The organism is Pseudomonas sp. 7P_10.2_Bac1, assembly GCF_025465935.1.
Lineage (GTDB): Bacteria > Pseudomonadota > Gammaproteobacteria > Pseudomonadales > Pseudomonadaceae > Aquipseudomonas.
The window spans coordinates 96897-121847 of the sequence record NZ_JANLNV010000040.1 but is presented as its reverse complement, the minus strand read 5'-3'; the positions used below and the strand labels follow the sequence as shown (position 1 = coordinate 121847).

The 24951-nt window shown below is 59.3% G+C and carries 22 protein-coding genes and 1 pseudogene; 8 read left to right on the top strand and 15 right to left on the bottom strand.

Features of this window, described 5'->3' with window-relative positions; translation table 11 throughout:
• Positions 1-18 precede the first annotated feature (18 nt).
• The 8 genes from NTD86_RS07800 to glcD all read right to left on the bottom strand — a co-directional run bounded on the left by NTD86_RS07800 (position 19) and on the right by glcD (position 9297).
• Entirely contained in the window at positions 19-1584 is a 1566-nt protein-coding gene (locus tag NTD86_RS07800) for a GMC family oxidoreductase (RefSeq protein WP_262201605.1), read from the bottom strand.
• A gap of 12 nt (positions 1585-1596) precedes the next feature.
• Positions 1597-2154: a gluconate 2-dehydrogenase subunit 3 family protein gene (locus tag NTD86_RS07795; RefSeq protein WP_262201604.1), complete on the bottom strand. Its 558-nt coding sequence runs from the start codon at positions 2152-2154 to the stop codon at positions 1597-1599.
• A gap of 130 nt (positions 2155-2284) precedes the next feature.
• Entirely contained in the window at positions 2285-2677 is a 393-nt protein-coding gene (locus tag NTD86_RS07790) for a VOC family protein (protein WP_262201603.1), read from the bottom strand.
• 198 nt (positions 2678-2875) lie between these two features.
• Positions 2876-5056, bottom strand: a complete 2181-nt coding sequence (locus NTD86_RS07785; protein WP_262201602.1) for a malate synthase G — start codon at positions 5054-5056, stop codon at positions 2876-2878.
• 22 nt (positions 5057-5078) lie between these two features.
• The gene (locus tag NTD86_RS07780) at positions 5079-5480 is read right to left on the bottom strand and encodes a heme-binding protein (protein WP_262201600.1); all 402 of its coding nucleotides are present in this window, start codon (positions 5478-5480) and stop codon (positions 5079-5081) included.
• 32 nt (positions 5481-5512) lie between these two features.
• The gene (gene glcF / locus NTD86_RS07775) at positions 5513-6730 is read right to left on the bottom strand and encodes a glycolate oxidase subunit GlcF (protein ID WP_262201599.1); all 1218 of its coding nucleotides are present in this window, start codon (positions 6728-6730) and stop codon (positions 5513-5515) included.
• 3 nt (positions 6731-6733) lie between these two features.
• Positions 6734-7798 (bottom strand): glycolate oxidase subunit GlcE, encoded by a 1065-nt coding sequence (glcE, locus tag NTD86_RS07770; protein ID WP_262201597.1) that lies wholly within the window; start codon positions 7796-7798, stop codon positions 6734-6736.
• Positions 7798-9297 carry a glycolate oxidase subunit GlcD gene (glcD, locus tag NTD86_RS07765; protein ID WP_262201595.1) on the bottom strand — a complete coding sequence of 500 codons (1500 nt, stop codon included), beginning with the start codon at positions 9295-9297 and terminating at the stop codon, positions 7798-7800. The genes glcE and glcD overlap by 1 nt, the downstream gene beginning before the upstream one ends.
• Positions 9298-9531: 234 nt before the next feature.
• Between glcD and glcC the strand changes: the two genes are divergently transcribed.
• Entirely contained in the window at positions 9532-10299 is a 768-nt protein-coding gene (gene glcC / locus NTD86_RS07760; protein ID WP_262201593.1) for a transcriptional regulator GlcC, read from the top strand.
• Between the two features lie 29 nt (positions 10300-10328).
• Here glcC and NTD86_RS07755 read toward each other — a convergent pair whose 3' ends face one another.
• The 3 genes from NTD86_RS07755 to NTD86_RS07745 form a co-directional block, all read right to left on the bottom strand.
• The gene (locus NTD86_RS07755) at positions 10329-10964 is read right to left on the bottom strand and encodes a LysE family translocator (RefSeq protein WP_262201591.1); all 636 of its coding nucleotides are present in this window, start codon (positions 10962-10964) and stop codon (positions 10329-10331) included.
• 105 nt (positions 10965-11069) lie between these two features.
• Entirely contained in the window at positions 11070-12443 is a 1374-nt protein-coding gene (locus NTD86_RS07750; protein ID WP_262201590.1) for an MFS transporter, read from the bottom strand.
• Positions 12444-12516: 73 nt separating this feature from the next.
• Entirely contained in the window at positions 12517-13362 is an 846-nt protein-coding gene (locus tag NTD86_RS07745; RefSeq protein ID WP_262201589.1) for an AraC family transcriptional regulator, read from the bottom strand.
• A gap of 430 nt (positions 13363-13792) precedes the next feature.
• On the opposite strand from NTD86_RS07745, the gene NTD86_RS07740 reads away from it, so the two are divergent.
• From NTD86_RS07740 to NTD86_RS07720, 6 genes and pseudogenes are all read left to right on the top strand, one after another.
• Positions 13793-15322 carry a flavin monoamine oxidase family protein gene (locus tag NTD86_RS07740; RefSeq protein WP_315974729.1) on the top strand — a complete coding sequence of 510 codons (1530 nt, stop codon included), beginning with the start codon at positions 13793-13795 and terminating at the stop codon, positions 15320-15322.
• Positions 15323-15335: 13 nt separating this feature from the next.
• Positions 15336-15731: a c-type cytochrome gene (locus tag NTD86_RS07735; RefSeq protein ID WP_262201587.1), complete on the top strand. Its 396-nt coding sequence runs from the start codon at positions 15336-15338 to the stop codon at positions 15729-15731.
• A gap of 40 nt (positions 15732-15771) precedes the next feature.
• Complete coding sequence (locus tag NTD86_RS07730) at positions 15772-16275, top strand: RidA family protein (protein WP_262201586.1); 504 nt, start codon at positions 15772-15774, stop codon at positions 16273-16275.
• Positions 16276-16430: 155 nt separating this feature from the next.
• A pseudogene (locus NTD86_RS24260) lies at positions 16431-16586 on the top strand (aromatic acid/H+ symport family MFS transporter); the annotation flags it as partial.
• A 22-nt stretch (positions 16587-16608) separates the two neighbouring features.
• On the top strand, positions 16609-18072 hold the full coding sequence (locus NTD86_RS07725; protein WP_262201585.1) for an aldehyde dehydrogenase family protein: 1464 nt from the start codon (positions 16609-16611) through the stop codon (positions 18070-18072).
• Positions 18073-18544: 472 nt separating this feature from the next.
• Entirely contained in the window at positions 18545-18712 is a 168-nt protein-coding gene (locus NTD86_RS07720) for a hypothetical protein (protein WP_262201584.1), read from the top strand.
• 105 nt (positions 18713-18817) lie between these two features.
• Here the strand turns inward: NTD86_RS07720 and NTD86_RS07715 are convergent, their stop codons facing one another.
• From NTD86_RS07715 to NTD86_RS07700, 4 genes are read right to left on the bottom strand one after another with little or no spacing between them, the layout of a single operon-like run.
• On the bottom strand, positions 18818-20413 hold the full coding sequence (locus tag NTD86_RS07715; RefSeq protein WP_262201583.1) for an ABC transporter substrate-binding protein: 1596 nt from the start codon (positions 20411-20413) through the stop codon (positions 18818-18820).
• A gap of 59 nt (positions 20414-20472) precedes the next feature.
• Positions 20473-21477 carry an aldo/keto reductase gene (locus NTD86_RS07710; RefSeq protein WP_262201582.1) on the bottom strand — a complete coding sequence of 335 codons (1005 nt, stop codon included), beginning with the start codon at positions 21475-21477 and terminating at the stop codon, positions 20473-20475.
• Between the two features lie 16 nt (positions 21478-21493).
• A complete protein-coding gene (locus NTD86_RS07705; RefSeq protein WP_262201581.1) occupies positions 21494-22345 on the bottom strand; it encodes an ABC transporter permease in 852 nt (283 codons plus the stop codon).
• Positions 22342-23331 (bottom strand): ABC transporter permease, encoded by a 990-nt coding sequence (locus NTD86_RS07700; protein WP_262201580.1) that lies wholly within the window; start codon positions 23329-23331, stop codon positions 22342-22344. Before NTD86_RS07700 ends, NTD86_RS07705 begins: the two co-directional genes overlap by 4 nt.
• Positions 23332-23608: 277 nt before the next feature.
• Between NTD86_RS07700 and NTD86_RS07695 the strand changes: the two genes are divergently transcribed.
• Positions 23609-24850, top strand: a complete 1242-nt coding sequence (locus tag NTD86_RS07695; protein WP_262201579.1) for an acyl-CoA dehydrogenase family protein — start codon at positions 23609-23611, stop codon at positions 24848-24850.
• Positions 24851-24951 lie beyond the last annotated feature (101 nt).

Sequence of the window (24951 nt, the reverse complement as noted above, 5' to 3'; positions counted from 1 at the left end):
AGTGCGCAGAGGGTACATCTACGCCGCGTTGGTTTTAAGCGCTTGCTCAATAAACTCCGCCTGTCGAATCGCCAGGCTGACAATGGTCAGCGTGGGGTTTTCGGCGGCACTGGTGGTGAACTGGCTCCCGTCTGAGATAAACAGATTGGGCACCTCGTGGCTTTGCCCATGTTTGTTGCACACCCCGTCGGCCTCTTTCAGGCTCATGCGGCACGTGCCCAGGTTATGGGTGGATGGGTAGGGCGGAACTCGATGAGTTTTCAGCGCGCCCACCGCCTCGTAGATCGCGCTGCCTTGCTTGAAGGCGTGCTCACGCATGGCCAGATCGTTGGGGTGATCGTCGTAGTGCACGTTGGCCACCGGGATGCCCAGGTGGTCCTTGGTATCGCTGAGCGTGATGCGGTTGGTTTCGCGGGGCATGTCTTCCCCCACCAGCCACATACCGGCCAAGTGCGTGTAATTGTCCATCACCCGAGTGAAGTCCCGCCCCCACGCCCCAGGATTGAAAAACGCTGCCATGAACGAAGGCCCCAGGGAAATCGTCTCCATCTCATAACCGCCGACAAAACCGCGGTCCGGTTTGAATTTCGATTCGTCACTGATCAGGCCCGCCATGATGGTGCCGCGGTAAAAGTGCACCGGGTCGTTGAACTCGGCAAACACTGAGCCCGTGGTGTGGCGCATGTAATGTTTGCCAACCATCCCAGAGCCATTGCCCAGGCCGTGCGGGAACATGGCGCTGGACGAGTTGAGCAGCAACCTCGGGGTTTCAATGGCGTTGCCGGCAACCGCCACGACTCGGCCTTTTTGCCGATGCAACTGGCCCTTGGCATCGGCATATACCACTGCGTTGGCGCGGCCCTTGGCGTCGTGCTCGATGCGCACGGCATGGGCCTGGGTGCGCAGCTCCAGCTTGCCGGTGGCTTCGGCCGCCGGGATTTCGGTATACAGCGTTGACCACTTGGCGCCCATCTTGCAGCCCTGGAAGCAGAACCCCAATTGCATGCATTGCGCACGACCATCGCGGCCACGGCTGTTGATTGCCATATGCCCGGTCGAGCACTCCTTGTAGCCAAGCTTTTGGGCGCCGTTGTACATCACTTGAAAGTTGTTGTTGCCCGGTAACCCGGGAATGTCGTGGGTGCGGGTAACGCCCATTTTGTTTTCGGCGCGCTCGTAGTACGGCTCCAGTTCGGCCAGGGTCAGAGGCCAGTCCAGCAGATTGGCGTCCTTGACGTCGCCGTACATCTGCCGGGCGCGAAACTCGTGATCTTGCAGGCGAATACTGGCACCGGCCCAGTGCGTGGTGGTACCGCCCACGGTTTTGCAGATCCAGGCGGGCAGGTTGGGAAAGTCTTTGGCGATCTGCCAGGAACCGGAGGTGGTGCGGGTGTCGCCCCAGGACAATTGCGCAAAGGAAGGCCATTCATCGTTGATGAACGTGGCCGGGGATTGCCGTGCACCGGCTTCCAGCAAGACCACCGCAATACCCTTTTGGCACAACTCGTTGGCCAATGTGCCGCCGCCCGCGCCGGAGCCGATGATGATCACCACCGAATCGTCGTCAAAACTGTAAGTCGTCATGTTCGCTGCTCCTCAAAACGCACTGGGACTGGCATCGGCTGGCGCTGCAGGCAGCCACTTCAGGTCATTGAAACCCCGCATCAAGTAGCCACCCTTGGGGAAGGAGGCACCTTCGTAGCCGAAGTGTTCATAGGCCAGTTCATTGCTGTACAGCGCGTTGACCGAGGTACCGCGCACCAACTTGAAAAAGTCGCCGGTCTGGATTTTTTCCAGCAGGGCCACTTGTTGGAGCTCATCCAGGCTCGCCCACTTGCCGCCCGCCAGTGTGTCCAGCTCGGCCAGGCCATTGTTCAACTGCGGCAGTACCGAAGGGTCGGCAGACGCGCGCTCATCCAGCGCCTTTACAGCAAAGGCGTAGACAGCGTCTTCCATACGGTCATGGGGATAAATGCGCCGCACCACGAGCAACAACTGTGAAGCGACATCGCTGGGCAGCGTGTTCATTTCCATGGCCCAGGAGCGGCTGGGCGCCAGCAGGGCGATGGGGCCGGAGGTGAACATGAGGGTGCCTAACAGCAGCCCGCCACTTCCTTGCAGGAAACGGCGACGATTGACCTTGAGGTCTTGCATGAAATGTCTCCTTGTTATTTTTATAGGAGTAACAGTGTCACAGGCAAATCATAGGTCGCGGGTGGGCAGGCGGGGCGTTACAGCGGCAACCCCGTCCAGCCGGTCGCTGGGTTCAAGCCATTAGCTGTGTCTATTGGTAGTGGCCTCCACGTTGCAGCACCTCGATCTTGTAGCCATCGGGGTCCTGGACAAAAAAGAACCGCGCGAGCAGTGCGCCGTCCCGCTTGAACTCTTTGATCGGCGCTGGTGCGAACTGTAAATCGCTCAGGCGGTTGAATTGCTGATCGAGATCATCAACCACGAACGCCGTGTGCCCGTAGCCCGTGCCGTGGGTGTATTCGGACTGGCCCTTGTTCCAGGTCAGCTCTATTTCTGCGCCACTCTGGACGTCACGCAGATACACCAGCGAGAAATCATCAAATTCCAGACGATGCGATTCGATCAGCCCAAACGCCTGCTGATAGAAATTCATGGATTTATCGAGATCACCGACACGGATCATGGAATGAATTAACTTGGCCATTGCCGCTACCTGCCTTGGAATTCTGGTTCTTGTTATAAGCACATTCCAATTGATCATGAGACCAATTGCAGGAGGGTGGGTAATAGAGGGGTACTACGTTTTGCAATGGAGCGAACGATCAAAAGATCGCAGCCTCGTGCTGCTCCTCAGCGACTACAGGGGCAGTCGCTGCCGAGCAGCACGAGGCTGCGTCAGGGGTTACACCTGCGACTGTTTATACGCCAGGCGGAACTTATGCAGCAGCGGTTCGGTGTAGCCATTGGGTTGTGCGCACCCTTCAAACACTAACGCGCACGCCGCCTGAAACGCGACCGATTGATCAAAATCCGCGGCCATGGGCGTGTAATGCGGGTCTTCGGCGTTTTGCTGGTCAACCACTCGCGCCATGCGCTGCAAGATCTCGACGGTCTGTTCGCGGGTGATCACGCCATGCAGCAGCCAGTTGGCGATGTGCTGGCTGGAAATACGCAAGGTCGCGCGGTCTTCCATCAGCCCCACGTCATGAATGTCTGGCACTTTGGAGCAACCAATGCCTTGCTCGACCCAGCGCACCACATACCCGAGCAACCCTTGTGCGTTGTTTTCGACTTCCTGGCGGATGTCGTGCGCTGACCATTGGGCTTGTTTTACCACCGGGACGCTGAGCAACCCTTCGAGCAGCGACTCGCTGACGTCGGCGTAGCGGGTCTGTTCGAGCGAGGCTTGTACGTGACGTACCGACACTTGGTGATAATGCAGCGCATGCAGGGTCGCGGCGGTCGGCGAGGGGACCCAGGCGGTGGTGGCGCCGGCCTGGGGATGGGCGATTTTCTGTTGCAGCATGTCGGCCATCCGGTCCGGCATGGCCCACATGCCTTTGCCGATCTGCGCCCGACCGCGCAAGTTGCAGTCCAGCCCGACCAGCACGTTGTTGCGCTCGTAGGCCGCGATCCATGGCGTGCCTTTCATGTCGCCTTTACGCAGCATGGCGCCCGCTTGCATGGCGCTATGAATTTCATCGCCGGTGCGGTCGAGGAAGCCGGTGTTGATAAACGCCACCCGTGACGAGGCCGCCGCGATGCAGGCCTTGAGGTTGACGCTGGTGCGCCGTTCTTCGTCCATGATCCCCATTTTCAGGGTGTGGCGCTTGAGGTGCAGCAGGTCCTCGATGCGGCTGAACAGGTGCTCGGCGAAGGCCACTTCGGCAGGCCCGTGCATTTTCGGTTTGACGATATAGACGCTGCCTGCACGGGAGTTGCCCCGGCGCTGCAGGTCGTGCACAGCGATCAGGCTGGTGATCACGCCGTCGAGAATGCCTTCCGGTATTTCCCGGCCCTGATCGTCGAGGATCGCAGGGTTAGTCATCAGGTGGCCGACGTTGCGGATAAACAGCAACGAACGCCCGGGCAGCGTCAGTGGCGAACCGTCGGCGGCGGTGTATTCGCGGTCCGGGTTGAGGCGGCGGGTAATGGTTTTGCCGTTTTTGACCAGGTCTTCTTGCAAGTCGCCCTTCATCAGGCCCAGCCAGTTGCGATACACCTGGACCTTGTCGTCAGCGTCCACTGCTGCCACCGAGTCTTCGCAGTCAATGATGGTCGAGAGCGCCGCTTCTACCAACAGATCTTTGACACCTGCCGCGTCAGACTGGCCGATGACGCTCTGGCGGTCGATCTGGATTTCGACGTGCAGGTCATTGTGTTTCAACAAAATGGCGGCCGGCTCTGCGGGCGAGCCTTGATAGCCGATGTATTGCTCGGCGTCGGCCAGAGCGCTCTGACTGCCGTCTTTGAGAGTGATGTGCAGGCTGTCGCCTTCAATCTGGTAACGGGTGGCATCGACGTGCGACCCCTTGCTCAGCGTGAACGCCTGATCGAGAAACGCCCGGGCAAAGGCGATGACCTTGGCGCCGCGTATCGGGTTGTAGGCACGACCGGTTTGGGCACCGTCGTCATCGGGGATGACGTCGGTGCCGTAAAGGGCGTCATACAGCGAACCCCAGCGCGCATTGGCGGCGTTCAGGGCATACCGCGCATTGGCGGCGGGCACCACCAATTGTGGCCCGGCTTGCACGCTGATTTCGGTATCGACGTTGTCGGTGCTGACCTTGACTTGATCAGGTGGCGGTTGCAGGTAGCCAATACCGGTGAGGAAAATGCGGTATTGCGCCATGTCGGTGATCGGGCCGGGATGTTCACGGTGCCAGGTATCGAGTTCGACCTGCAGGCGATCACGCTCGGCTAGAAGCGCACGGTTGATCGGCGCCAGCTCATGCACCAAGTCTGCAAAACCACTCCAGAACGCTTGCGCATCCAGGCCGGTGCCCGGCAGCACCTCGTTGTCAATGAAGTGGTGCAGCACAGGTGCAACCTTGAGGCCGTGGCTGTTTATCAAATCGCTCACTGTATCTCTCCTTCAATTGGATTTATTTCAGGCTTTGCACGCCAGCCCTGGCCACTTGGGCATCTTGCGGCGCAGTCACTCCGGACACGCCGACGGCGCCGATGACTTGACCATCGATAATGATCGGCACGCCGCCTTCCAGGCAGATCAACAACGGTGCGGACAAGAAAGACGGGCGGCCGCCATTGACCATTTCTTCGTAGTTTTTCGACTCGCGGCGCCCCAGAGCCGAGGTGCGAGCCTTTTCGGTGGCGATGTAGGCACTGACCGGAGGGCAGTCGTCGAGTCGCTCGAGGGCCAGTGGGTGTCCGCCGTCATCGACAATCGCAATGGTCACCGCCCACTGGTTGTTCTGCGCTTCGGTGCGTGCGGCGTTAAGGATCTGCTGGACTTCGGTCTGGGTCAGTACGGCTTTGCTTTTCATGTGGGGTCTCTGTCGATAGAGGGTGTCAGGGGTTAAGGCAAGGCGGCTTCGACGAGCTCGATCCAGTGCCGGACAGGGGTTCGTCCTGCACCGTTGAGGTGGGTCTGGCAGCCGATATTGGCGGTGATAATGACATCAGGTTGCCCGCTTTCAAGGGCGTTCAACTTGTTGTCGCGCAGTTGTCGGGACAGTTCGGGTTGGGTCAGTGAATAGGTACCGGCAGAGCCGCAACACAAATGGCTGTCAGGCACCCCAGTGAGGTTGAAGCCCAGTCGCGTGAGAACCGACTCCACCGCGCCGCCGAGTTTTTGCGCATGCTGCAACGTACACGGGCAATGGAAGGCCACGCGCTGGCTGCTACTGGTGGCGAGGGTTTCCAGCGGTTCTTCGCGCAGCACTTCAACCAGATCCTTGGCCAGGGCGCTGACCCTTTTGGCCTTGTCGGCATACGCCGGGTCGGCGCTCAGCAAGTGCCCGTATTCCTTGATAAAGGCACCGCAGCCACTGGCGGTTTGCACGATGGCTTCGGCGCCTTGTTCGATGCTCGGCCACCAGGCGTCGATATTGCGGCGGGCCCGATCCAGGCCAGCGGCTTGTGCGTCGAGGTGATAGTCCACGGCGCCGCAACAACCGGCCTCGCGGCTTGGGGTTACCCCGATGCCCAGTCTGTCTAGCACCCGTGCGGTGGCCGCGTTGGTGTTGGGTGACAAGCCGGGTTGTACACATCCTTCGAGCATTAGCACCTGGCGGGCATGACGGCGGGTCGGGCGGGTCTTGGCGGGCTCAATGGTGTGGGGCAACTTGTTTTGCAAGGCCGTCGGCAACACTGCGCGAAACAACTGCCCGCTGCCCACCAGCCCTTTGAACAGGCCCGGTTTTGGCACCACGCTGCGCAATCCCTGGCGCAGCAGGCGCTGGCCGAGCGGCCGCTCCACAGCCGCATCCACTACCGCTCGGCCGATGTCCAGCAGGTTGTGGTAGTCCACTCCCGAGGGGCAGGTGGTTTCGCAGTTGCGGCACGACAGGCAGCGATCCAGATGCTGCTGGGTTTTGCGGGTAACGTCGTTGCCTTCCAGCACTTGCTTGATCAGGTAAATTCGCCCGCGTGGGCCGTCCAACTCATCACCGAGCAGTTGATAGGTCGGGCAGGTGGCATTGCAAAAACCGCAGTGCACGCAGGATCGCAGAATGCGTTCGGCTTCTTCGGCGCGCGCCAGTTGGCGGGCATTTTGGCTCAACGTGGTTTGCATGGCTCAACACTCCGCGTACAGGCGCCCAGGGTTGAAAATACCCCTCGGGTCGAGTTGTTGCTTGAGGGTGCGGTGGTAGCGCATCAGCGCGCTGGGCAACGGCTGGAACGGGCTGTCGAGCAAGCCGGGGGTGTAGCAGGTGACGTGCCCACCAACTTCTTCGACGACCTGGCGAATAAAGGCCGCTTCAGCATCGGACTTGAGCCAGCGCTGGGCGCCGCCCCAATCGATCAACTGATGGCCGGGCAGGGCCAGTGGCGCGATGTTGTTGGGCAAGGACAGGCGCCAGAGCGGCAGGTCTTGGGCGAAGAAGCCCAAGCGTTGTTCGTTCAGATCGACCCAGTACGTGGCGTCCAGCAACTCGCCGCCCAAGCGGTCATGGGCGGCGGCTACCGAGCCTTCGCCGCCTTCAAGGCGCAGGTGCAGGCGTTGCCCGTCGTGACATGCAGCGCTGATTGGCAGGGGCTGCTGGCCCCATTCAGCCAGACGCAGCAACGCACGGTCAGTACTGAGCTCCAGGCTGATGCTTAAGGCTTGACGCGGCTTGGGCAGGACTTTGAGCGACACTTCGGTGATCACCCCCAACGTGCCGTAACTGGCCGCCATCAAGCGTGAAATGTCATAGCCGGCGACGTTTTTCATCACCTCACCCCCAAAGCGCAAGTGCTTGCCGTGGCCGGTGATTACGCGGGTGCCCAGTACATAATCACGAACCGACCCGGCCCACGGACGGCGCGGCCCGGACAGCCCGCTGGCGACCATGCCGCCGACGGTTGCATCTGCACCGAAAGACGGCGGCTCGCACGGCAACATCTGTTGCGCTGCGTCCAGTGCGGCGGCCAGTTCGGCCAGTGGCGTGCCGCAGCGGGCGGTGATCACCAGCTCGGTCGGGTCGTAGCTGACGATGCCGCGATGGCTGCGCGTGTCGAGCACGTTTCCCGTCACCGGGCGGCCCAGAAACTTCTTGCTGTCTGCGCCTTGAATGCGCAGCGGCGTCGCGCCGTGCAAGGCCTGGTTAACCTGTTCCAGCAGCGCTGCGCTGTTATCCAGATCGTGTTCACTGCGCATCAGAAACGCTCCAGTTCAGGGAAGGGCATCTGCCCCATGTGCACGTGCATTGCGCCAAATTCGGCGCAGCGGTGCAGGGTCGGGATGTTCTTGCCGGGGTTGAGCAGCCCGCTGGGGTCAAACGCGGCCTTGACCGCATGAAACAGGGTCAACTCATCGCTGTTGAACTGTGCGCACATCTGATTGATCTTCTCGCGGCCCACACCATGTTCGCCGGTGATGCTGCCGCCGACTTTCACGCACAGTTCGAGGATCTTGCCGCCCAGCGCTTCGGCGCGGTCCAGCTCGCCTGGCTGGTTGGCATCGAACAGGATCAGCGGGTGCATGTTGCCGTCACCGGCGTGAAAAACGTTGGCCACGCGCAGGTCGTATTCGGCTGACAGCGCTGCAATGGCTTGCAGTACGCCGGGCAGCTCGCGACGCGGGATGGTGCCGTCCATGCAGTAGTAGTCTGGCGAGAGACGGCCTACCGCCGGGAAGGCATTCTTGCGCCCGGCCCAGAAGCGCACGCGCTCGGCTTCATCCTGGGCCTGGCGCACTTCGGTTGCGCCGGCCAGCTCCAGCACTTGGCGTACGCGCTCGCAGTCATCGTGGACGTCGGCTTCCACGCCATCGAGTTCGCACAGCAAAATGGCTTCGGCTTCGACCGGGTATCCGGCGTGGATAAAGTCTTCGGCGGCGCGTATCGCCAGGTTGTCCATCATTTCCAGACCGCCCGGAATGATCCCGGCTGCAATGATGTCGCCGACTGCACGCCCGGCTTTTTCAACCGAGTCGAAGGCGGCCAACAGCACTTTGGCGGTTTGTGGCTTGGGGAGCAGCTTGACGGTGACTTCAGTGATCACCCCGAGCATGCCCTCTGAGCCGGTGAACAGCGCCAACAGGTCAGGCCCCGGCGAATCCAGGGCTTGAGAGCCGAGGGTCAGGTGTTCGCCGTCGACAGTCAGGATCTCTACTTGCAGTACGTTGTGGACGGTCAGGCCGTACTTCAGGCAATGCACGCCACCGGCGTTTTCGGCGACGTTGCCGCCAATCGAGCAGGCGATTTGCGAAGACGGGTCTGGTGCGTAATACAAACCATAGGGCGCGGCGGCCTGGGAAATTGCCAGATTGCGCACCCCCGGTTGCACCCGGGCGGTACGGGCGGCGGCATCAATGTGCAGAATGTTGTTGAAGCGCGCCATCACCAGCAACAGGCCTTTTTCCAGCGGCAACGCCCCACCAGACAAGCCAGTACCTGCTCCCCGTGCGACCACCGGCACCTTGTGCTCGTGGCACAGGCGCAACACGGTCTGCACCTGTTCGAGGTGATGCGGCAAGACCACCAGCATGGGCGTGGTGCGGTAGGCCGACAGCCCGTCGCACTCGTAGGGCTTCAGCTCTTCGGGTTCATGCAGGACTTTCAGGTCGGGCACCTGCGTTTGCAGGGCCAGCAGCAGTGCGCTTTTGTCGACATCGGGCAAAACCCCGTCGACGCGTTCGTCATAGAGAATGTTCATAGTCGGTGGACGACACCCGTTTATTTTTATTAGAGGTCCGTTGCCGGATAGTACTGGCTTGCATCATTGGCCGCAGGCGTTTTACTGTCCATACGTTGTTTGACTGGTCGAACCAGTTTTTGCCGCGATGACGGTTTTATTTAATTAAAAATAACTTTAAAAACAAATGGTTGGGTTTGTTAGCGAATCGGATGGATTCGACAGGCCGAACTGGTCATACCAGTTGGAGCGAGCATGGACAGAGTGGAGCGGGCGCGTCATCCGCAAGTGGCTGACGTGGTGAGTGAGCGCATCGAGCGCCTGATCGTCGACGGTGTGCTCAAGACCGGGCAATTGCTGCCCTCTGAGCGGCGTCTGACCGAGAAACTGGGCGTATCCCGTACCGCCCTGCGCGAAGGCCTTAAATTGCTGCGCGCCCGTGGGATCATCAAGACCGAGCAGGGCCGCGGGTCTTTTGTCGCGGACCTTTCAGGAGAGGCAAGTACCTCGCCGCTGCTGCATTTGTTCGGCTCGCAGCCGCGCACGCTGTACGACCTGTTCGAAGTGCGCAGCCTGCTGGAGGGTGAATCGGCGCGGCTGGCGGCCTTGCGCGGCACCGAGGCCGATTTTGTGTTGATTACCCGCAGCTATCACGCCTTGCTCGATGCCCACAGCCGGTCGCTGGACGCCTGCGAACATGCGCAGCTCGATCATGCCTTTCATTTGGCCATTTGCGAGGCTTCACACAATCCGGTGCTGGTGCAGACCTTGCGTTCATTGACTGATTTGCTGCTCAACAGCGTATTTGCGTCGGTCAACAACCTCTACCATCGCGAGCCGCAAAAACGCCAGATAGACCGCCAGCACGCGCGGCTTTACAACGCTGTGACTGGACGTCTGCCCGACCAGGCACGCAAGGCGGCCATTGCGCATATCCAGAGCATCAGCGACAGCTTGAAGGAAATCGAAAACGAGGAGCAGCGTCTGGTGCGGGCGACGATGCGGCTTGAGGGGTGGAGCTGAACCTTGCGCCCAGCTCCTTTGATCAGCGATCAGGCCACTTTGCCGCGCAGGGTTAAAAGGCTGACGCCCAAGCCCATGAACGAGGCGCCAAACAACCGGTTAAGCGCTTTGGCCCGCGCTGGAGACGAGAGGTAGCCTTTGAGCGTCTGGGCAAGCAGGGCATAAAAAAGATGCGCAGCAATGGCGCAGCCCGCAAACGTGAAGATCAGCACGGTCAGGTAGGTCATGCTGGAATTGCCGCCCTGAATGAACTGCGGAAGAAAAGCAGCAAAAAACAGGATGGCTTTAGGGTTGGTGATCGCGACCGAAAACCCTTTGGTGAACAGCTTCCAGCCAGACAGGTTTTCTGAAGTGGCCTGAACGTTGTCAAAGGCGCGATTACGGCTGCGCCACTGTTTAATGCCCAGGTAAATGAGGTAACTGGCCCCCGCGATCTTAAGCACCAGAAACGCCGTGGCCGATGCGATCAACAATGCGCCAAGCCCGGCACTGGTGGCCGATGCAATCACCAGCAGCCCGAGCGCGTTGCCAAGAGAGCCGATCATCGCCCGCCACGGGCCATGGCTGATTGAGTTGGACAAGGCCATGATCACCGCTGGTCCAGGGGTGAGCGTCACGAGCATGGCGATAAAAGTGAAGCTCAGCCAATCATTTAATGAAACCAACGGGAACTCTCCGCAAGACACATACCACAGGGGCTGCAAGATTCTCATAGAGCGGGTGCTGTGTCCTGCACATCTTTTAACGTCATGCCTTGGCCAGGGGCGAGTTTACGTCCGGCTGCGTATCAGACTCGCTGACAGTGAAGCGATCAGCCCGAACAGCGCCATCAACAACCAGGCCACTTTAAATTGATCGGCTTCAATAGCGGCTCCTGACACACCCACAAAAACTGCCACGCCGATGGCGGCTCCTATCTGGCGCGCCGTGTTGATAATGCCGGTTCCGGTCGCGTATTGATGCGCGGGAAGAGCCCCGGCACCTCCGGCCAGAAATCCGGTTTGCCCGACGCCGGCAGCCGCGCCGGTGAGGATCAGACCCGGCAGATAGGCCAATACATAATCCGGTTTGGCAGTGAGCAAGGCATACCACCAGAACCCGGCAACCACGAAGAGTAAACCGGCGGCAATTGTCAGGTGTTTGGGCACAATTGACGATTTTCCGACCGTGAGTGAGGCGACTACTGCGGTACCGGGGCCGACGCCAAAGGCCGCACCTGCCAGCATCGGATCCCAGCGCCAGACTTGGGTCAGGAACAGCGTGCCACCCAGCAGCATGATGGCGAAGCCCATGTAGAAGCAGGCCATGCCGAGCGTTGCTACGGTAAAGGTGTGCACTCTGAACACGCGAAGGTCCAGCGCGGGTGAAGCTGCACAGAAGCAGCGTTTAACAAACCCCGCGAGGCACACAACTGCGGCGCCAGTCGTCAACAAGAAGGTACTGCTCAGGATGCCCCATTCAGGTAGGTACGAGATGCCTGCGACCAAAAAGGCGATACCCGCAATTAACAGTATCGAGCCTGCTATATCAGGAAAGACGTCGCCGGTTTTCGGGCTTTCAACCAGGTGCTTGCACAGCCAGAGTGTCGGTATGGCCACGGGTAGGTTGATCAGGAAGATCAGACGCCAGTCAATATCGACCAGCGCGCCGCCTAGTGTTGGGCCCAAAGCGGCGGCCACCGAGCCGGTGGCCGCCCATATGCCGACCATTTGTTTATGCCGGGCCTTGGGATAGGCGGCTAGCAGCAAGCCCAGGCTGGTGGGGATCATCAGCGCGGCGCCCAGGCCCTTGAAACCACGGGCCACGATCAGAGAGAGCACATCAGGTGCGATCACACAGGCGGCGCTTGCCAGAGTGAAAATAAACAGCCCGGCCCTGAACACGCGCTTGCGCCCATAGATGTCGGCCAGCCGGCCACCCGGAACCAGAAAGGCCGCAAACGCAATCGAGTAGGTAGTGAGCACCCATGACATCGTTTGATTGGTGGCGCCAGGGAAGCTGTCGCGGATGGCCGAGAACGCCAGATTAACCACAAACAGATCCAGCGATGCCAATACACTGCCGGCACCTATCACCACCATGACCCACGGCGAGACCCGAGCATCAGATGGCTCAGCCCCCAGCGCGTCAACTGATCCAGACATACCTTACTCCAAGACGATTTCAAGACAGACTTTTCTTCCGCAATGGCGGCAGACAAGCAGTCTGAAGTCGTCGTTAGCGGCGGTATTGGATATCTGATAAATGCGCTGCTGAAAATTGCGCCGGGGTGATCCCGAAGGTGCCCTTGAAGCGTCGGATCAAATGGCTTTGATCCGCGAGCCCTACCGCGAGCGCCACCTCTGCCGCCGGCACGCCATGGCGCAACAGCACCCTGGCGGCGTCCATGCGCACGCGGTTCAGATAGGCATGCAGGGGCAGCCCGTAAGCTGCGCAAAACAGTTGATTGAGACGCACGCGGCTCAGAGAGGCGGTTTGAGCCAGACGGGTAGTGGTCAGCGGCGCTGAAAACTCAGCATGGATTTGTTCGCGAACGCGCTCGATCCTGGGTTCAAACGTCGTGTGCAGTTCCCGTACCGAGCTACCGGAAAATCGCTCCAGCAAGGGGACCATAGCGTCGATCAGCCGGGTTTCCCGGGCCAGTGGGTCCGTATCACTGAACAGGGTGCGGTGAAGGGCTTTTAGGCCCGAGACAATGTCCGGTGCTTCGATCACTGAGTGAGTGAATGTCGGGCAGGCCTGCGTGGTAAAGCCGAGTTCCTGGGCGATTGAGGTGATGGCCCAGGGTTCGACATACACCATGCTGTAGACATAGCCGCTGTCATCGCAAGGGCTGCCGTCGTGGGATTCGCCCGGATTGATGATCATGGCAGTGCCTGCGGGCGCCACAAACGAGCGATTGCTCAGCGCAACCTTGGGTGCTCCGGCATCGATCGTACCGAGTACGAAATAGTCATGTGCATGACGTTCGTATTGATGCTTATTGAAATGCGCATACAGGCCTTCAACCCCCAGGTCGGGGGCTGTAACAAAGCGAATCCACTCATCTGAAGGCGTTTTCATGGCGGCGATTCTAGCGCAAGTGCGCCGTCAAGTTGGGGGTACCCGGCCCGTGCCGTTATGCCTGATCGAAAATCACATGGAGCCGGTGCTGCGCCCATGGGGAACACCTTGCGCGGGCGCGCTCAGTTATGGCGCATTACCCCTGCACCAAAAGCAGCCCCGGACGATCCATGCTGTGGCATTCGCCTGCGTCTATTTATGATTTTTTATTCATCTTTCGTATTTTTCCCTTGATGGCACAGCGCTTGCTCAAGGCTATTACCGGGCACAGGCATTTCTGTGATCGGGCAACGCTTTGCACAGGGTTGTTCGTCGGTCGTGGCTGTGTGTTTCCCTTCGATTCAAAGGACTGAGCATGCAAAAGCAAGCGATGGTTGTGAGCCGCCGTAAGGTACTGAACTGGATCGGAATGACCGCGGGTGCCGCGGCGATGTATCAGGCAATGAGCGCCTTGAGTTTTGCCGCTGAGTCAACGTACGAGCGCCATTTTGCATTGAGCGGTGCACCCAAGGGCACTCGCGTATTGATCCTGGGGGCAGGGCTGGCTGGCATGACTGCGGCCTACGAACTGCGCAAGGCCGGGTATCAGGTCAAGGTACTGGAATTCAATGCCAAGCCGGGCGGGCGTTGCTGGACGTTGCGCGGCGGCGACCGTTTTACCGAACTGGGCGGAGCGACCCAGCAGTGTGAGTTCGACAAGGGCCTGTACCTGAACCCCGGGCCGTGGCGCATTCCTTATCACCACCATGCGGTGCTCGATTATTGCCACACCTTCGGCGTCGCACTGGAGCCCTTCATTCAGGTCAACTACAACGCGATGGTGCATTCCACCAAGGCCTTTGGCGGCAAGCCGCAACGCTACCGTGAGGTGCAGGCCGACTTTCAGGGGCATGTTGCCGAGTTGCTGAGCAAGGCTGTCAACCAGAAGGGCCTGGATCAGGCGTTGACCCAAGAGGACCGCGAGCGGCTGCTGGAAGTGATGCGCAAATGGGGCGCACTGGATGCCAGCAATACCTATAAAAAATCATTGGAAACCAGCCTGCGTCGAGGCTTTGCCGTGGATGACGGCGGTGGTTTGATGCCCGAGGCCGTGCCTTCGCAACCCATCGACTGCAAGGCGCTGCTCGATTCCAACCTCTGGCAAAGCATTGCCAGCGGTCAGGAGTACGAATTTCAAAGCAGCATTTTCCAGCCGGTTGGCGGCATGGACATGATTGCCCAGGCCTTCCAGAAGCAGGTCAATGACCTGATTCACTACAACGCCAAGGTCACGCGCATCCAGCAAGATGGCAGCGGCGTTACCGTGACGTATCAAAACAGCGATGGCAGCGGCGCGGCGCAGCAGGAGCAGGCCGATTGGTGCGTGTGCACCTTGCCGTTGTCGATTCTGGGGCAACTGCCGATTGATGTCAGTGCGCCGATGATGGCGGCAATTCGCGCCGTGCCCTATGACTCGTCGGTGAAGATCGGTTTGCAGTTCAAGCGGCGATTTTGGGAGCAGGATGAACACATCTACGGTGGCATTACCTATACCGACACGCCCGTCAGCAAGATCAGCTACCCGAGCACCGACTATGGCAAGCAAGGCAAGGGCGTACTGCTGGGTGCCTATATCTGGGGGCCGAATGCCTATGAATTCACGGCCATGAGCCCGCAAATGCGGGTGAAAAAGGCCGTCGAATATGGTGCGCAGGTCCACCCGCAATACCCCGCAGAGTTTGAAAACGGCATTGCGGTGGGCTGGCACCGGGTGCCCTGGACCAACGGCTGCTATGGCTTGTGGACGCCCGAGACGCGCCAGCAACACTACAAAAATCTGTGCCAGATAGACGGCCGTATCGTCCTCGCGGGTGAGCATGCCTCGTATATCCCGGCCTGGATGGAGGGCGCGATCCTGTCGTCGCGGGATGCGATCAAACGCCTGCATACCCACATCATCGCCAGCAGCAAAACCGTGTGACAGGGAGTTAGCCATGCGCACAACTATGACCACCGCTGTGTTGTTGGGGCTGATGAGCAGCGCTGCGGCGTTTGCTTCAGACCCACTCATCCTCTCCACTTCAGACCAGTTTGAAGAACAGACCGGCGAAGCCCTGTTCAATCAAGTCTGTCAGGGCTGCCACATGGCCGAAGGGCAGGGCGCCCACGGTGCCGGGGCCTACCCGGCGCTGGCGTCCAATCCGAAGCTCGGTGCCAAGGTGTATCCGGTGTATATGGTCGCGTCTGGCCAAGGCGGAATGCCGGGGTTCAAAAAGTACATGGATGATCAGCAGATAGCTGCAGTGGTCAACTACGTGCGGACACATTTTGGAAATCAATACGCCGATACAGTCACGGTCGAAGAGGTTAGGGTCCTCACCCAGCGCTAGTGGTCTACGTATTTTTTTCACATCCTTGAAGGAATAAACCATGTCGAAGAACATCATCTCCACCTTCCTCCTGACTTCTTTGCTGGGTGGTTTGTTGGCCACCCAGGCCAATGCCGCCGAAGTGATCCGCCACAAGCTGCCTAACTCCGACTTCCCGATTTCCCTGGCTGTGGAAATTCCGCCAGGCGCTACCGTGGTCAACCTCAGTGGCGTGGTGCCGCCCATTGCCGACAGCAAGGCCGATCCCAAGACATTGGCCGCCTATGGCGATACAGAAGTGCAGACCGTTAACGTGTTGAAGAACATCGAAGCGACCTTGAAAAGCCTCAACCTGACCATGGGTGACGTGGTGAAGATGCAGGTCTATCTGGTGGGTACCCCTGAAACCGGCAAGATGGATTTCGCCGGGTTCATGAAAGGCTACACCCAGTTCTTTGGCACGGCGGCCCAGCCCAAGTTGCCGACGCGCTCAGCGTTCCAGGTGGCCGGTCTGGCCAACCCCAACTACCTGGTAGAAATTGAAGTCACGGCCGTGCGCCCATAAGTTGATCCTTTGAGTTAACCCCATGGCCGCTGCACCTGGCGGCCATGGGTATCCGCCTTCCGCATCTGGCCGCTGACCGTCGTGTCTAGCAGGCTGAGCCTTCGCTCCACACACCTGTTTTCTATAACGTTTTTCATGCTGCCGTGGTGATACACGGTGGTAGTCTTTCGGCGTTGGAATTGGCCTTCCAGCAGAACTTTTTCGCGTTCGCGTTGCTCGCAGTCATAGGCGCTTTGGCGATCGTGTGCATTTCGGTACGCCCCCAGCCTTTTGTCACCCAGCCCGATGTGGCTGGCAAACGCAGTCTTTGAACCTGTTTTAAAGGAGCATGGCATGACCCATTACAGCGATTTTCATCTGCAACCGATTGCCGGACAGTGGCGCGAGGGCGCTGGCGGCAAAGAGCTGCGGGTGAGCAACCCGTTCGACGACTCACTGTTGGTGCAGATCCCGCAGGCCAATCGAGCGGACCTGGATGCTGCCTACCGCAAGGCCGCGCAAGTCCAGCCGCAGTGGGCGGCGCTGGGGCCTTCGGCGCGGGCGGCAGTGCTGCACGAGGTGGTGGCAGTGTTTGATCGGCGTCGTGAAGAAATCATCGACTGGCTTATTCGCGAGTCCGGTAGTACCCGGCTCAAGGCGCAGATTGAGTGGGGGGCGGCACGGTCCATTGCGCTGGAGTCGGCGTCGTTTCCAGCGCGGGTGCATGGGCGTATTGTCGAGTCCAATGTGCCGGGTAAAGAGAGCCGTGTGTATCGCAGTGCGCTGGGCGTGGTCGGTGTAATCAGCCCGTGGAACTTCCCCCTGCACCTGACTCAGCGTTCCATTGCCCCAGCGCTGGCGCTGGGTAATGCGGTGGTCATCAAGCCTGCCAGCGACACGCCGGTGTGTGGTGGTTTGCTGCTGGCGCGGATCTTTGAAGAAGCCGGATTGCCTGCCGGGGTGCTGAGTGTGGTGGTGGGCGCGGGCAGCGAAATTGGTGATGCGTTTGTCGAACACCCAGTGCCGTCGCTCATTACCTTTACAGGTTCGACTCCGGTGGGTCGCGGCATTGGTGCAATCGCCAGCGGCGGCGACCATCTCAAGCATGTGGCACTGGAACTGGGCGGCAACAGCCCGTTTGTCGTACTGGCGGACGCTGACCTGGAACAGGCGGTCAATGCTGCAGTGTTTGGTAAATTCCTGCACCAGGGCCAAATCTGCATGGCGATCAACCGCATCATCATTGACGACAGCGTTTACTCGGCTTTTGCCGAGCGTTTTGTGGAGCGGGTCAAAGGGCTCAAGATCGGTGACCCAAACCTGCAAGACACCGTGATCGGCCCGGTCATCAATGCCAAGCAGTTGCAGGGCCTGCAAGAAAAAATCCAACTGGCCCGTTCTCAAGGTGCTCAGCCACTGTACGAGGGCGGCAGCAATGGCAGCCTGCTGGCGCCCCACGTATATGGCGACGTCACTGTCGACATGGACTTGGCGCGCAACGAAATTTTCGGCCCGCTGGTGGGGCTGATTCGCGCCCGCGACGAAGCCCATGCCCTGGAACTGGCCAATGCTACAGAGTTTGGGCTTTCCAGCGCCGTCTTCAGCGCCAATGTCGAGCGTGCCGTCAACTTTGCGCGGCAGGTTAGGGCAGGCATGACCCACGTCAATGACATGCCGGTCAACGACGAGGCCAACGCACCGTTTGGTGGCGAAAAGAACTCAGGGCTTGGGCGCTTCAATGGTGACTGGGCGATTGACGAATTTACCCGGGATCACTGGATCAGCGTGCAGCACACCCCGCGGCATTATCCGTTTTAAATGCTAGGGTCCTTGTAGGAGCTCGCCTGGCGATCTTTTAAGGTTAAGAGATCGCCAGGCAAGTTCGCTCCTACAGTCTGAATGGGGGTATTCAAGACCTCATCGCCGAATACGATTTTTCTGCCAGCTGAAGTCACTGTGAAACGTCCCCGTATCACCCCGTAAAACATATAAAGTGGCCCGGTAGGCCGACGACAGCCGCGAGCATTGCAGGCTGCGGACTTTACGATAAGCCCAGACCCAGCCGTGTGAGGAAGTGGCATTCATCTTGGCGATCCTGAAGTGGTATGTACCTGCTTTGACTCACTGTGGAACTCAAGTTCCCTATCCAAATACTTGATGTATTTAATCTGTGAACCAATCGCTATACCGATCGTCGATCAGCCCTGAAACATGCATTGCGCAGTGGTCTGGCGACTGCGCGATATGTTTTGCTAGTCTGTATCGTCAACGCCAAGGGAGTACAGACAGCATGGAACTGAAGTCGCCGGACAAGAACATTCGTATGGTGGGGCTCGCCGGGATCGTTGCAGGGCTGGGGATGATAGTTGCCGGCCACGCCAGCTTTGGCACCACATTGCTGGGTGGCGGGCTGCTATTTCTGGCTCTGCCTTTGTTCAGGACAGCGGGTAAAAAATAAAGATGCTTTACTCGCTGCAGCCGCTGCAACTGGTCATACGGTGTGCGTAGTTAAATGAGCGCGAAAAAAGGCGGTTTTGATGACCCGCAGCCTTGTGCCAAATACTCATGACGCCATAAAAATCTCTGCTGCGTTGCTGCCTAACCCTTCTGCCCCGACGAAGAATTGCTGGACCCGTTTGTCATAGACGATCGGGTTGACCAAGGTCGATATCCCGAGGTCGGGCAGGTCCTGGATCACAGCTTTCTGGAACTCGGCGAACAAGGCAAAACGTTTTTGTACGTCGGTTTCCACTGCTGCCGCTTCAAGCAGTTGGTCGACCTGTGGGCTGTTGTAGTGCGAGCCATTGGAGAAGGGCACGCCAGGCTGGAAGTTTTTTGACCAATACAGGCGTTGTACGCCCACGGTGGGGTCAAACAGGTTGCTCATGCCATTGAGGGTGAAGTCGAAGTCGCGGTCGGTGTATACGCGTTTGACGTAGGTGGCGAAGTCCTGGGAACGCAAGGTGACCTGGATGCCGATCTTGGCCAGTGCCTGCTTGATGTAGTCGGCAGTGCGACGATAGGTTTCCGGGCCGGGCAGCGGATCGAGGGTCAGTTTGAAGCGCACGCCACGGGGGTCACGGCCCAGGCCAGCATCGTCGAGTAACTGGTTGGCCTTGTCCACGTCGAACTCATAGCGGGGCAGGTCTTGTGCATAGAAGTTTTTCATCTGCGGGCTGATCGGTCCGTACAGCGGTTGACCATAGCCCAGGAAGATCGCCTTGCGAATGAATTCGAGGTTGACCGCATGGGCGATGGCCGCGCGCACGGCGTGCTGTTTCAAGTACGGGTTGTCGAGGTTGAATTCGACTCGGGTTATCCCGTTGATGTACGGCTCGCCACGGTCTTCGATACTCAGACGCGGGTTGCTCTTGATCCGTTCGATGTCGCTGAGCGGCACTCCGCCGGTAGAGATATCGATCTCTCCGGCCTCCAGTGCCGCCACGGTGGCTGCCGAGTCCGCAATAAAGCGCACGATGATGCGGTCAAGGTAGGGCTTGGGCGCATCCCAATAGTGGGGGTTGCGCTCAAGAATCACATGGCTGCCACGGACCCACTCTTTGAACACGAAAGGGCCGGTGCCTATCGGTGCACTGGCGTTGGGGTGGGTTTGCGGGTTGGCATCGCCATACACGTGCTTGGCGACGATCGGTGACTCACAGGCCGCCAGCGCGCTCAGCAAGTAAGGGGCCGGTTTGTTGAGGGTGAGTTGTACCAGATGCGGGTTGATCGCGGTGATGTCCGCGACGTTGGCAAAGGTGGCGCGGCCGCGCGGGTTGGAGTTCTTGAGGGTGTGCAGCGAGTACACCACGTCATCGGCGCTGAACGCCTCGCCGTCATGCCATTTCACCCCTTCGCGCAAACTGAAGGTGTACGTCAGGCCATCGTCGCTGACGGTCCACGCCGTGGCCAGTTGTGGTTGGGGGTTGAGGTCCAGGTCATAGGTCAGTAACCCTTCAGTCACTTTGCCGGTGATGTACACCGCCGCGCCTGCGGTATGGGTCAGGTTGACCAGAATCGGCGGTTCGATGGCGATGTGCATCTTCAGCGTGCCGCCACGCACGGGCGTGTCATCGGCGAATGAAAAGCGCGGCGCCAGTTGCAGCAGGGCAGCCGTGGCGCTGGTGTAAGCCAGTAACTGGCGTCGGGTCAGGTTCATGGGGAGGTCCGTAGCAAGACTGAACCTTGTGGGCGTGGTCGCCCACAAGGCGAGAAGGTTTAACGAGGGGTACGGCCTTCGATCGGGTGACCCGGATCGGTAAAGCCCAAAGTGGAGGTGTGGCCAGGGCTGACCAACTGGTCAATAAAGGCTTCATCCTGCGCCGTGATTTTCACCTGCAAGGCACGCTGGTAGTCATCCCACTGCGCTTCGGTACGCGGCCCGGCGATGGCTGAAGTGACCTGGCGATTGTTCAGCACCCAGGCCAGGGCGAAGTCAGCCGGGGTGATGTTGCGCCCGCTCAGGTGTTCCTGAATGCGTTGCGCAACCACTAGCGACTCGGGCCGCCATTCGGTTTCCAGCACGCGTTTATCACTGCGCCCGACCCGCGAGTCGGCGTGCGGTTGTACGTTCGGCTGGTATTTGCCGGTCAGTACGCCACGGGCCAACGGGCTGTAGGTCACCACCCCGAGGCCGAAATGATTGGCCGCCGGGATCTGCTCGGCTTCAGCGGTACGGTTGACGATGTTGTACAGCGGCTGGCTGGCCACCGGGCGGTCGATGCCCAGCTCATCTGCCAGTTGGGCCACCTCGGCAATGCGCCAGCCACGGAAGTTAGATACCCCAAAGTGCCGCAACTTGCCTTGCCTGATCAGGTCGGCGATGGCGCGCACACCTTCACCCAGTGGCGCATCAAAGGTGGCGTGGTGGAAGTACAGAATGTCGATGTAGTCGGTGCCCAGGCGGCGAAGGCTGTCTTCCACTGACTGGATGATCCACTTGCGCGACTGTCCACCCACGTTAGGGCGCCCGGCGCGCGAGTAGCCGAACTTGGTCGCCAGCACCCAATGATGACGCTGGTCACGAATGGCGCGGCCCACAACGCTTTCGGACTGCCCGTCATGGTAGACGTCAGCCGTGTCGATAAAGTTGACGCCCTGATCAAACGCTTTGGCGATGATGCGCTGCGAAGTCGCCTCGTCGGTGGGGCCGCCGAACATCATGCTGCCCAGTGTCAGGGGTGAAACCTTAAGGGCGCTGCGGCCCAGATAGCGATAGTCCATGGGGTGAGTTCCCGGGTTATGTGCGGCCTTGGGCCTGGGTAGGGTTGAAGGCGTCGTTCAGACCGTCGCCCATCAGGTTGAATGCCAGAACGGTGAAGAAAATTGCCAGGCCAGGGATGGCTGTGAGGTACCAGGCGGTGCGAATCTGCTCGCGGCCGCTACCGATCATGCTGCCCCAGCTCACTAGGTTCGGATCGCCCAGGCCCATGAAAGACAGGGCAGACTCCATCAGCACTGCCGAAGCCACCATGATCGAGGCCGTCACAATCAGTGTCGGCAGAATGTTGGGCAGCACTTCGCAGATGATGATGCGCAGGTGCGTGTAGCCGACGCTGCGGGCCGCGAGGATGTATTCGCGCTCACGGATCGAACGTACTTCGGCGCGCATTAACCGGGCCACGGTGGGCCACGAGGTGATGCCAATGGCGAAAATCAGCGTCGGTACCGAGGGCTGGACAATAGCGACCAGCGCCACCAACAAGACAAAGCTGGGCATGGTCTGGAAGATCTCGATCAAGCGTTGCAGCCCGTAATCGATCCGTCCGCCGAAATACCCGGCCAGCGCGCCGATACTCAGCCCCAGCAGTACCCCAAACAGGCTGGCGAACAAGCCCACTTGCAGCGAGACGCGACCGCCGTGCACCACGCCCGCCATCACGTCACGGCCCAGTGCGTCCGTGCCCAGTGGGTAGTGCCAGTCCTGACCCGGCCACAACAGCGGTTCGGCTTCCATCGCCAATGGATCACCGGGGTAAAGCAGGGGCGCGAACAAGGCGAGCAGGGCGACGGCCACCAGAAATACCAGCCCGCCGACGGCGATCGGGTTGGCCAAAAAACGCCACAATGCGACGCGACGCGGGGTGCTCATCGGCGGCTCCCGATGCGTGGGTCCAGCGCGCTCTGCAGCACGTCCACCAACACATTGGTGACGATCACCAGCAATGACGACACCAGCAAAATCCCCAGCAGGACGTTGTAGTCGCGTGCCATGACCGCGTCATAGGCCAGGCGCCCGAGGCCGGGCAGGCTGAACACGGTTTCGATCACCACCGCCCCTCCGAGCATGCCGCCCAGATGCAGGCCGGCCATGGTAGTAATCGGCAGCAGGGCATTGCGCAACACGTGTTTGAAGGTAATGACCCATGGCGAAAGCCCCTTGGCCGTGGCGGTGCGCACATAGTCTTGTGCCCCGGCTTCGAGCATGGAAGCTCGGGTCAGGCGGGCATAAATAGCGATATAGATCAGCGCCAGGGAGCTGGCGGGCAAGGCCATATAGCGCAGGGTATCGAGTATCGCCGCCCAGCCCTGCAGTTCGGCCCCGATGGTGCCGGCCCCGCCGGTCGGCAACCAGCCGAGCTTGACCGAGAACACCACGATCAGCATCAGGCCGATCCAGAATCCCGGCACGGAATAGAAGAATTGCGAGCACACCGATAGCACGCGATCAGGCCAGCGACCTTTCCAGTGCGCCATCAGCATACCGAGAGCGATACCCAGTACCAGAGAGCAAGACAGGGCTAGCAGCATCAGGGTCAGGGTCGTGCCCAGACGTTGGTAGATGAGGGTTTCGACCGAAGAACCGTAGCGCGGTGAATAGCCCAGATTGAAGTGCGCCAAGTTGCCCAGGTAATGCCACAGCTGCACGGCCAGTGATTGGTCCAGGCCAAACTGACTGCGCAATGCCGCCAGACTTTCTGGCGTGGCCGAACCCGATTCACCGGCCATGACATCGGCGGCATCCCCCGGCGCCAGATGCAGCAAGAAGAAGTTAATTAACAAAATACCGAGCAGGGTCGGCACGGTATGCAATAACGTGCGCCAGAGCGTAGAGGCTAAATTCAAAAGGGTGTTCATTGTTTTATCCCGTTTAGTGCGACGCTATTAACGGGGTGCTTATAACCTTTGTCAATAAATGAAAAGGTTCTATTGTTATGCTGTTGGGCATGTCTAAGCATAGATAAAAAAGATATACGGTCGCCAAGTCTCAATGATTGACGGACGGTTGAGGGATGATTACTGTCGGCCTCCAACCGATATGTTGGTAAGCGTAAAGTTCCGTAAAGCACAAAAAGTTATAAGCTCTGCTCTAAATGAGCAGGACACTTTAATACGCTCGTTAGTTGAGGCAAGTGTGACACTTAATCAAACTATTGATGTCCGCTCAGTTCGCCCTCGGACATCGTCTGCGCAAGACCTGCACACGGTGTTGGCGCGTGTTCCAGCACTGGTCGAAGAGATTGCCAAAGGCGCCTCGCAACGTGATCTGCAGCGTGAGTTGCCGTTTGCCGCGTTCGCTCTGATCCGTGAAGCCGGGCTGGGTGCCCTGCGCATTCCGCAGTCCCTCGGTGGGCCGGGTGGGAGTGTCAGCGACTACATTGAAGTAATTGCCGCCCTGGCCAGTGCCGATCCTAACGTGGCCCATGCCTTGCGCTCACATTTCAACTTCACCGAGGCCGTGATCCATAGTCAGGACACCGCCGAAAAGCAGGATTACGTCAACAAAATCCTCGACGGCAAGCTGTTTGCCGGTGCTCACACGGAAGTCGGCGCGCCGCTGGGCACCATCCTGACGCGCTTGACCCGCGCAGGTGATGAATACCGCTTGAACGGCAAGAAGTGGTACGCCACTGGCTCGGCCTATTCAGATTTCCTGTCGTTTTCGGCAACCAATGATGAAGGGCAAATGATTTCCGTGCTGTTGCCTGCTGACCGTCCCGGGATTAACGTCCTGGATGACTGGGATGGCATGGGCCAGCGCCTGACAGCAAGCGGCGGGGTGTTGCTGGACAACGTCCAGGTGTTTGCCAGCGAACTCAAAACTCGCAGTCACAACGCCGAGGTGGGGCGGCATTGCTCGACCTTGCGCCAGTTGCACCTGGCTGCTTGCGCCGCCGGGGTGGTGCGCAACATTCGCGAAGACGCGTTGACTTATGTGCGTAAACAGGCGCGCGCCGCCATGCATAGCCCGGTGGATGTAGCCCGTGACGATCAGTTTGTGCAGCAGGTGGTCGGTGAAATCGCCTCCAACGTGTACGCCGTGGATGCCTTGATTGCCAACACTGCGCGTATTCTGGATATCAGTTCCCAGGCGTTGATAAATAACGCACCGACGCTGGACCAACAATTGATCGAAGCCTCGATCAGTAATGCTCAGATGCAAGTGGTCGTGGCCAGGCTGGCGCTGCGTTCTGCAGAAGTAATGTTTGAGGTCGGTGGTGGTTCTGCTACCTCGAGAACATATAACTTTGACCGGCATTGGCGAAATATCCGGACAGTTTTAAACCATAATCCGTTGTTGCATAAAACTCGGGTAGTGGGTGATTTTTATATCAATGAAACTACCACTCATCTTCGCGAAGGACTCGTGTTTTAACTATTCCCACTGTAAGCCATTAGTGTTATCCGCCGGATAACCGTATTTAATAGCGCGCACGCCCCCACCAGGTACCGCATCTCATAATCCTTGTTAGATGG